6 protein-coding genes and 2 pseudogenes are annotated in these 9,277 nt (G+C 76.2%); 3 read left to right on the plus strand and 5 right to left on the minus strand.

The features are described 5' to 3' along the window. Positions 1 to 1,646 (minus strand): annotated as a pseudogene (locus DKT68_RS28985) (AAA family ATPase); the annotation flags it as partial. Between the two features lie 124 nt (positions 1,647 to 1,770). On the opposite strand from DKT68_RS28985, the gene DKT68_RS28990 reads away from it, so the two are divergent. The 3 genes from DKT68_RS28990 (at position 1,771) to serS (ending at position 5,576) form a co-directional block, all read left to right on the plus strand. After that, entirely contained in the window at positions 1,771 to 3,021 is a 1,251-nt protein-coding gene (locus DKT68_RS28990) for a saccharopine dehydrogenase family protein (protein WP_109820557.1), read from the plus strand. A 25-nt stretch (positions 3,022 to 3,046) separates the two neighbouring features. Continuing rightward, positions 3,047 to 4,177: a DNA polymerase III subunit beta family protein gene (locus tag DKT68_RS28995; protein ID WP_109820558.1), complete on the plus strand. Its 1,131-nt coding sequence runs from the start codon at positions 3,047 to 3,049 to the stop codon at positions 4,175 to 4,177. Between the two features lie 115 nt (positions 4,178 to 4,292). After that, the gene (serS, locus tag DKT68_RS29000) at positions 4,293 to 5,576 is read left to right on the plus strand and encodes a serine--tRNA ligase (RefSeq protein WP_109820559.1); all 1,284 of its coding nucleotides are present in this window, start codon (positions 4,293 to 4,295) and stop codon (positions 5,574 to 5,576) included. Between the two features lie 21 nt (positions 5,577 to 5,597). Here the strand turns inward: serS and DKT68_RS29005 are convergent, their stop codons facing one another. The 4 genes and pseudogenes from DKT68_RS29005 to DKT68_RS31275 form a co-directional block, all read right to left on the minus strand. Beyond that, positions 5,598 to 6,509, minus strand: coding sequence for a cytochrome c biogenesis CcdA family protein (locus DKT68_RS29005; RefSeq protein WP_109820560.1), 912 nt, complete (start codon positions 6,507 to 6,509; stop codon positions 5,598 to 5,600). Beyond that, the gene (locus DKT68_RS29010; protein ID WP_109820561.1) at positions 6,506 to 7,117 is read right to left on the minus strand and encodes a redoxin domain-containing protein; all 612 of its coding nucleotides are present in this window, start codon (positions 7,115 to 7,117) and stop codon (positions 6,506 to 6,508) included. The genes DKT68_RS29005 and DKT68_RS29010 overlap by 4 nt, the downstream gene beginning before the upstream one ends. A 68-nt stretch (positions 7,118 to 7,185) precedes the next feature. After that, positions 7,186 to 8,652 carry an NADH-quinone oxidoreductase subunit NuoF family protein gene (locus tag DKT68_RS29015; protein WP_109820562.1) on the minus strand — a complete coding sequence of 489 codons (1,467 nt, stop codon included), beginning with the start codon at positions 8,650 to 8,652 and terminating at the stop codon, positions 7,186 to 7,188. Next, a pseudogene (locus tag DKT68_RS31275) lies at positions 8,649 to 9,277 on the minus strand (hypothetical protein); the annotation flags it as partial. The pseudogene DKT68_RS31275 and the gene DKT68_RS29015, both read right to left, overlap by 4 nt.

Here is a 9,277-nt window from a genome sequence, read left to right on the forward strand (position 1 = left end):
GCCGGGGGCGGCGCCCGGCACGCCGCTCGGGGCGGCGCTCGACGTTCCGGTCCGGGAGGCGCCGGCCGTGCGGGAGCGCAGCAGCCGGGCAGCGGCGGCCGGACCTCGGCCGGGTCGCCGGCGAGCCGGGCCAGGGTCAACTCCAGGGCCGTGGCCAGGCGCAGGAACCGGTCCCGGCGCGGCACCGGCAGGCCGCTGGCGTGGACGGCGGCGGCGCGCAGGTGGTCGGCGGCAGCCGGCAGGTCTCCGGCGTACACCCGCTCGGCGGCGCAGGCCAACGCCACCTCCGGATCGGCGCGGACCACCTCCGGTGGCGGGGACGCGGGCGCCGGACCGTGCACCGGGTCGCCGTCGTACCGGGTCAGCTCGGGCCAGTGCGCGACGAACAGGTCGCCGGCCCAGTCCCACCGGCCGGCGGCCAACGCGTGCCGCAGCCCGTCGACCGGGCGCCCGTCGCCGGCGTACCAGTCGGCGGCCCGCACGTGCAGCTCGCGCAGCTCGTCGGCGGGCAGCCGGGCCAGCTCGGCCCGGAGCAGGTCGGCCAGCAAGGGGTCGCAGCGGTACCAGGGCGGGCGGCTCTCCTCGCGGTGCAGCAGACCGCCGGCGCCGGACAGGTCGGCCAGTGCCCGCCCGGCGTCGGCGCGGCCGGTCAACGCCTCGGCCAGCTCGGCGCAGACGGTCTCGGCGAGGGCGGTGCGGCGCAGCAGGTCCCGGTCGGCCGGGTCGACCGCGGCGAGCACCTCCTCGTGCAGGTACCCGGCGATCTCCGGTTGGTCGCCCCCGAACTGTCCGACCCAGCGCTCCGGATCGGGTTGCCCGCGCAACGCCAGCGCGGCGATCCGCAGCGCGGCCGGCCAGCCGCCGGTCCGCTCACGCAGCCGGTGCAGGGCGGCGGCCGGCAGTGGCGCGCCGTGCGCGGTGAGCAGGTCGGCCACCTCGTCGTCGGTGAAGGCCAGCTCGTCGGGGCCGATCTCGGTCAGCTCACCGGCGAGGCGGAGTCGGTGCAGGGCCAGCGGCAGCCCGGCCCGCGCCCCGACCACCAGGTGCAGCCGCCGCTCGGCGTGCCGGAGCAGGAACTCCAGCCCGGTCAGCGCCGCCGGGTCGACCACCCGGTGCAGGTCGTCGAGGACCAGCAGCACCGGACGGTCGGCGGCGGCGAGCGCGGCGGCCAGCAGCTCCAACTGGTCGGGGCGCGGCGGTCGGTCGGGCACCGGGTCCATCGGGCCGCCGACCGCGAACCCGGTCGCCGCGCGCAGCGCCGCCGCCAGGTACGCCCAGAGCCGGTCGCCGTCGTCGCCGGCCTCCACCGACACCCACGCCGGCCCCGGGCCGGCCTCGGGGCTGCCGGCGGCCAGCCGTACCCAGGTGGCGAGCAGTGTGGTCTTGCCCCAGCCGGCGGGGGCGGCGACCAGGGTGACCGGTCCCGTGCTGCCCTCGTCGAGCCGGCGCAGCAGGCGCGGCCGAGCCACCATCGGCTCGGGCGGCGCCGCCGGGGTCAGCCGGGACGCCAGCAGCGGCGGGTTGGCCGGCAGCCCCGGCGCCGTACCGACCCGTGCGTGATCCTGCTGTTCCGGCACCCGGCTCCACCCCCACGGACGCGTTCCACCCCCGGTCGGCGAGCGGTTACCCGGCGCGGAGGGCTTCACCCCTTCCGGGCGAGCCCGCTTCACCCCGTCCGGGCCGAGTATGCGAGGACCCGGAGCGGGAGGAAATGGCGAATACCCCCGCTCAAGAGTTACCGGCTGGTACGCCGGATGGCAGACTCTGGGGATGGCTGGGGAGCGGACGTACGACGTGGTGCTGTTCGGAGCCACCGGGTTCACCGGAGGGCTGACCGCTGAATACCTGGCCCGGCACGCGCCGCCCGGGCTGCGCTGGGTCCTGGCCGGCCGCAACCCGGACCGGCTCGCCGCCGTACGGGAGCGGCTCGCCGCGATCGACCCGACGCTGGCCGGGTTGCCGCTGCTCACCGCCGACGTGACCGACGCCGACTCGCTGCGCGCGGTGGCCGGGAGCGCCCGGGTGGTGGCCAGCACGGTCGGCCCGTACATCCAGCACGGGGAGCCGTTGGTCGCCGCCTGCGCCCGGGCCGGCACCGATTACCTGGACATCACGGGCGAGCCGGAGTTCGTCGACCTGATGTACGTCCGTCACCACGCCGAGGCGAGCCGCACCGGCGCGCGGTTGGTGCACGCCTGCGGTTTCGACTCCGTCCCGCACGACCTGGGCGTCTGGTTCACCGTCAAGCACCTGCCCGCCGACTCGCCGATCAGCGTGGACGGGTACGTCCGCGCCGGCGGTCGGTTCTCCGCCGGCACGTACCACTCCGCGCTCACCGCGTTCTCCCGGACCGGGCAGGCCAGCCGGGCGGCCCGGGAGCGCCGGTCGGTCGAGCCGCGACCCACCGGCCGCCGGGTCCGGGCGGTGCCCGGCAAACTGGCCCGCTCGGCGGAGCTGGGCATCTGGACCGTGCCGCTGCCCACCATCGACCCGCAGGTCGTACGCCGCTCGGCGGCGGCCCGGCCGGAGTACGGCCCGGACTTCCGCTACCGGCACTTCGCCGCCGTGAAGCGGCTGCCGACCGTGCTGGCCGGGGCCGCCGGGCTCGGCGCGCTGGTCGGGCTCGTGAAGCTGCCACCCACCCGGCGTTGGCTGCTCGGCCGGCTCACCTCCGGGCAGGGGCCCACCGCGCAGCAGCGGGCGACGTCGTGGTTCCGGGTCCGGTTCGTCGGCAGGGGCGGTGGGCGGCGGGTGGTCACCGAGGTGGCCGGCGGTGACCCGGGCTACGACGAGACGGCGAAGATGCTCGCCGAGTCGGCGCTCTGCCTGGCTCTCGACGACCTGCCGCCGACCGCCGGCCAGCTCACCCCGGTCGCGGCGATGGGCGACGCGCTGCTCGACCGGCTCATCCGTGCCGGGCTCACCTTCCGGGTGCTCGAGCAGGAGCCGGCGGGGCCGGCGCCCGAGGCCGGGTCGGGGCGCGAGGTGGCGGCCGGGCCGGACACCCCGCCGGCGGCTTGACCCTCAACCGGGTCGAGGGGGCAGGATGCCCGGCGTGGAGAGCGACCTGCACAGCATCGGCGAGCTGGCCCGGGCCAGCGGCCTGACCGTCAGCGCCCTGCGCTTCTACGACTCGGCGGGGGTGCTGGAGCCGGCCCTGGTCGACCCGGTGACCGGCTACCGCTGGTACACCGAGGCGCAGATCGCCCCGGCCCGGCTGGTGGCCGGGTTGCGCCGGGTCGGCATGCCGGTGCCCGAGATCGCCGCGGCGGTGCGGGCCGAGCCGGCCACGGTGCACCGGCTGCTCGACGCGCACCTGCGCCGGCTGTCCGACGGGCTCGCCGACGCCCGTCGCGAGGTCGCCCGGCTCCGGGCCCTGGTCGACCCGGCGCCGGCCGCCACCACCACGCTGCTGCTCTCCCCCGCCGAGCTGGCCGCCGCCGTCGACGCGGTGCGCTTCGCCGTGGGCGCCGACACGGAGTTCCCGGTGCTCTCCGGCGTGCTGTTCGACGTGGAGCCGGACGCCGTCCGGCTGGTCGCCACCGACCGGCACCGGCTCGCGCTGGCCCGCGCCGGAGCGACCGTCGACGGGCCGCCGGTGCGGGTGCTCGTGGCAGTGGACCTCGTCGACCGGCTACGCGCGCTGCTCGACACCGCCGACGCCCGGCCGGTGCGGCTGACCGTGAGCGGTGCCGACCTGCGGTTCGAGGCGTCCGGCCGGACGCTGGCGGGCACCGCGCCGTCCTACGACTTCCCGGACTACCGCCGCCTGCTGCGCGATGCCGTCGGCGAGGGCCCGGCCGCGTACCGGATCCCGGTCGACGTGGCGGCGCTGCGCGCCGCGCTCACCGACCCGGCAGCCCCCACGGTGGACCGCGAACACGGCGGTACGCCGCTCGCCGTCACCGTGCTCGGCCTCGACGACCGCCGTGGCGTCCGCCTGCTTCCCGCCGCCGACCTCCCCGCCGCGGAAACCCGCGCCGACGACCGGGTGGCGGTGCAGGACCCGGCCGGGGAGCTGCGGGTCGGTGTGAACGGCGGCTACCTGTTGGACGCGCTGGACGCGGCCGGCGGGTCCCAGCTGGTCCTGGAGCTGGACGGGCCGATCGCCCCGCTGGCCGTACGCCGGCTGGACGACGCGGACACCTTCTCGGTGCTGATGCCGATCCGGCTCTGAACGGGCCCTCCGCGCATGCCGGTGGTGGGATCGCGCTCCCGGCCCCGGGCGATCGGGTGCGCGACGGTAGCATCTGCTGGTCCACCTGACCCCGGACGGAGGCGTACGGAGCAGCATGCTCGACATGGAGTTGATCCGGAAGGATCGCGAGGCGGTGGCGACCGCGCTGGCGAAGCGACTGGATCCCGCCGAGGTCAACCGGGCCCTGGACGAGATCCAGCGGCTCGACCAGGAACGGCGCGCCCTGATCACGGAGATCGACGCGGAGCGGCAGCGCCGCAAGGCGGAGGCCCGGGCGTACGCGCAGGCGAAGCGCGCCGGCACCGAGCCGCAGGTCACCGCACCGGAGGCGGAGCGCAAGCAGCTCGCCGAGCTGGAGTCCCAGTTGGACGAGGTGCAGGGCCGGCTGCGCGACGCGATGAGCGAGCTGCCGAACCTGCCCAGCGAGGACGTCCTCCCCGGCGGCAAGGAGGCCAACCGGGTCGTCAAGACCTTCGGCGAGCCCCCGGCGATCGAGAAGGTCCGTGACCACGTCGAGCTGTCGCGTGCGCTGGGCCTGGTCGACTACGAGCGCGGCGTCAAGCTCGGCGGCTCCGGCTTCTGGATCTACACGGGGGTCGGCGCGCGGCTGGAGTGGGCGCTGCTGAACTACTTCATCGACCAGCACCTGAAGGCCGGGTACGAGTTCCTGCTCCCGCCGCACCTGCTGCTCGACTCGGCCGGCTTCGCCGCCGGGCAGTTCCCCAAGTTCTACGACGACGTCTACCACCTGGACCGGGAGTCGGCCCCGCGCGGGCAGTTCCTGCTGCCCACCTCGGAGACGGCGATCCTCGGCGCGTACCAGGACGAGATCCTGGAGACCACGAAGCTGCCGCTGAAGGCGTTCGCGTACACCCCGTGCTACCGGCGGGAGTCGGCCGGCTCGCACTCCGACGAGCGCGGCACGGTGCGTGGGCACCAGTTCAACAAGGTGGAGATCTTCCAGTTCACCCTCCCGGAGCAGGCCGACGCCGCGCTGGAGGAGATGCTCGCCCACGCGGAGAGCCTGGTCGAGGGGCTGGGCCTGCACTACCAGCGCACGCTGCTCTCCGCCGGTGACGCCAGCGCGTCGATGAGGAAGACCCTCGACATCGAGGTGTGGATGCCGAGCACCGGCAAGTACAAGGAGGTCTCGTCGGTCTCCTGGGCCGGCGACTACCAGGCCCGCCGGGCGGCCATCCGCTACCGCGAGCCGGGCGGCAAGCAGACCCGCTTCGTGCACACCCTCAACGGCTCGGCGCTGGCCACCAGCCGGCTGTTCCCGGCCATCATCGAGCAGTACCAACAGCCCGACGGCTCGGTCCTGATCCCCGAGGTCCTCCGCGACCGCATGGGCACGGACCGCCTCACCCCCCGCTGACCCCTAGCCTCCCGCTGACCCCTAGCCTCCCGCCGATCTCGCAGTTCCGGTCTCCGCCACCGAGGGCTCCGCGGCCTTCGCCACGGCCGGAACCGCGAGGTCGCGGGGGCGGGTGTGGCGGGTCAGCGCCACGGCCAGCAGCAGGGCTGCCAGGACGGCGGCCAGGACGGCGGGGCCCAGCGCGTCGAGGGCGTCGGCGACCCCGTGTTGCAGCCGGGCCGCCGCGCGGATCACCGGGTCGTGCAGGGCCTCGCGGCGGCCGGCGGCCAGGCGCAGCTCGTACCAGCCGTACCAGGCCACGTAGCCGCCGGCGAGCAGCAGCACCAGGCCGCTGAGTCGGGGCACCAACGCGCCGGCGCCGCGCAACCGGGCCACCAGCCCGTCGCGCAGCAGCGCCACACCGAGCGCGGCGACCGCGACCACCAAGCCCATCCCGAGCGCGTACGCGCCGAACAGCGCCAGCCCACGGGCGGTCGAGCCGGCCTGGAGGCTGGTCACCACGATCGCCAGGAACGGAGCGATGGCGCAGCCGAGCGAGGCCAGCGCGTACGCCCCGCCGAACAGCGCCATCGACGGCCAGGTACGGGTCAGCCGGGGCGCCCGGGCGGCCCAGCCGGGTGCGGGTAGCCGGCGGCCCGCCAGCAGCCAGCACCCGGCCGCCACCAGCAGCAGCCCGAGCGCCACGGTCAGCCACGGCAGCCGGGGCCGCAGCCAGCCGGCCAGCGGCGCGAGCGCCAGGCCGAAGGCGCCGAAGACCACCACGTACCCCAGGGTCAGCCCGGCCGCCGCGGTGAGTGCGCGGCCGACCGCACCGCGGGCGTCCGGCGCCCCGCCGACCAGCAACGAGAGGTACGCGGGCAGCAACGCGAAGCCGCACGGGTTGACCGCGCCGAGCATGCCGGCGGTCAGCGCGAGCAGCAGGGGCGCTGTCACGCCCCGGCCAGCGCGGTGACCCGCGCGGTGAGCGCCTCGCCGTCCAGGAAGCCCTGGTGGACGACCTTGCCGTCCCGGTCGATGATCAGGAACGTGCTCTGTTCGGTCACCCTGAACCGCCGCCAGAGCGCACCGGCGCGGTCGTCGATCTGTGGCGTGCCCGCGAGGTCGAACTCGGTGACGAAGTCCTTCATGGCCCGCTCTTCGCCGAGGCCGGCGACACCGACGATCGGCACGGTGTCCCGGTACCGGGGCGCGATCTCGGCCACCGTCCAGGCCTGACTGGCGCAGGTGGCGCACCACGGCGCCCAGAACCACAGCACCACCGGCCGGCCCGCCAGTCGCGTGGCGTCGAACGGGGCGCCGGTGAGCGTGGTCCCGGTGAAGCGCAGGGTGTCCGGGATCCGGGCCGGCGCGGCGGAGGTCGGTGCGGTGGCCGGCGCGGTGGCCGGCGCGCCGGTCGAGGCCGGCGCGGATCCGGCGGCTGCCGCTTCGGGTGGCACCGTGCCGGTGCAGGAGACCGTGGCGAGCAGGGCGGCGACGAGCGCCGCGGCGGTGGCGGGGCGGGACAGGTGCCCAGCCGCTGTTCGCCCGATCCCGATCCGCATCCGCTTCTCCGTTCGACAGGTGTCCGGAAGGCCCCCCCCATGCACCGGCGTGCGGAGGGGGCCGTTCCCTACTCGGCCTTGGCGAGCCGGAGGGCGAGCTCCGGGCACACCTTGACGGCCTTCAGCGCGCCCTCCCGCAGCCAGGTCGGCACCGGGGTGGGCGGGAAGGCGGGGTATCCGTTGCCGTCGAGCCGGATGAAGTCCGGCACCACGTGCGCGCAGAGCCCGTGCCCGTCGCAGCGCGACCAGTCCAGGGTGAGCTTCTGCGGGTTCGCGTCGGGTGCGCCCGGCAGCCCCATCACGCCCTTGACCCGCCGGCCGCAGCCGTCGCCGGTGCTGTGCAGCCGCAGGTCCTCGACGAAGACCTCGATCGCGGAGAGGGCGAAGCGGGCGGTGCCGTCCGGGTGGCTGCACGCGCCACGGCCCTTCACCTCGCCAGCCGCGGCCCGCACCACGTCCGCCGGTTGGCTGCCGGCGACCGCCAGGTCGACCGCGCGGGCCAGGTCCGGCAGGCCCATCTTGCACGGCCCGCACTGGCCGGCGGACTCGCCGGCGAGGTAGCGCACCACCTGGGCGGCCTCGCCGAGCGGGCAGGTGTCGGCGCCGAGCGGGACGATGATGCCCGCGCCGAGGGTGCCGCCGACCTTGGCGAGGCCCTTGCGGGAGACCTCCGCGAGGTCCGCCGCCTCCGGGGTGATCCACTTGCCGTGGTAGCCGCCCATCAGGATGCCCGGCCCGTCCGGCACCTCGCACAGCTCGAGGATCTCGCGCAGCGGGGTGCCGGCGGCGCACTCCACCACCGCCGGCCGGGCCGCCGCGCCGGTCACGGTGAGCAGGACGGTGCCCGGCTCGTCGTCGGTGCCGAGCGCCGCGTACTCGTACGGGCCGAGCCGGGCGGCGACGGCGAGCTGGGCGTACGTCTCGGCGTTGGACAGCAGGGTGGGCAGGCCGCTGACGCCCGAGTCGCTGGAGCGCTTCTTGGTGCCGGGCGGGATGTGCGGCAACCCGTTGATCCCGTTGACCAGCGCGCCGCCCTCGCCGGAGATGAACCGGTGCGGCACGGTGACGATCGTGGTCGGGACCGGCATCCGGCGTTCCGCCAGCGCCTCCATGAGCGAGTCCTGGCCCACGCCGTCGTCGGCCACACCGATGACGATCTCCTCGGCGTCCAGCGCGTACGCGGCCAGCGCCGCGCCGTCGAGGATCAGGTGCGGGGCGCGGGTCAGCAGCACCTTGTCCTTCCAGCTGGCGGGCTCCCCCTCGGAGGCGTTGACCACCACCACCGCGGCGAGGTCCTGCCGCTCGCAGGACTCCAGCACCGCGCGCAGCTTGCGGGCGAACGGGAAGCCCGCCCCGCCCTTGCCCTTGAGCTGCATGCCCTCGGCGAGCCGCAGCAGCTGGGCGGGTTCCATCGGGCCGATCGGCCCGTGCACCTCGTCGTGCGCAACCAGGTCCAGCCGGCCGAACTCGGCGAACCCGGCGGTGAGCCGGGGCTCACCCACGCAGGCCACCGGAGGCACGGTCGTACGCATCACTTGGCCTCACCCCGCAGCCCGGCCCAGTACGCCCCGTCCACGGCATCCGCGCTGGCCCGGCGACGCTTGGCGGACCGGCTCTCGCCGGCGGCCCGCCGTGCCCGCCGGGACGCCAGGTCCACGAGGGTCGGGGTGTCGTCGACGGGTGGGGCCACCTCCTCCGGCACGTACCGGGCCGGCGGGCGCCAGTAGTCCGGCTCCTCCGGCAGGTCGTCCTCGACGCTGTGCCGGCCGCTGCCACTGCGCGGCGCCGCCGAGATCGGCCCTGCGGAGACCGGGCCCGCGGAGATCGGGCCCGAGGAGATCGGCTCGGCGGAGACCGGGCCGGCCGAGATCGGCTCGGCGGCCTGCCAGCGGCGCGGGCTGTCCCACGGCTCCTCGGCTTCGTCGACGGTCCGCGGCGGGACCGAGTACCGGCTGCCGTCGTCCTCGGCCGTCCGGGACCGACGGCTGGACCGCTCGACGACCGGCTCCTCGGCCCGCGTGCCGCCGCGCCGCCGCCCGGTCGGGGCCATCTCGTCCCGGTCGCGGGTGCGCTCGCCGCGCCGCCGGGCCACCGGCTCCAGCTCCTCCTCGTCGCGGCGGCGGGCGACCGGCTCGTCCGCGACCCGGCGGCTCGACCGCC

Source organism: Micromonospora acroterricola, assembly GCF_003172955.1.
Lineage (GTDB): Bacteria > Actinomycetota > Actinomycetes > Mycobacteriales > Micromonosporaceae > Micromonospora > Micromonospora acroterricola.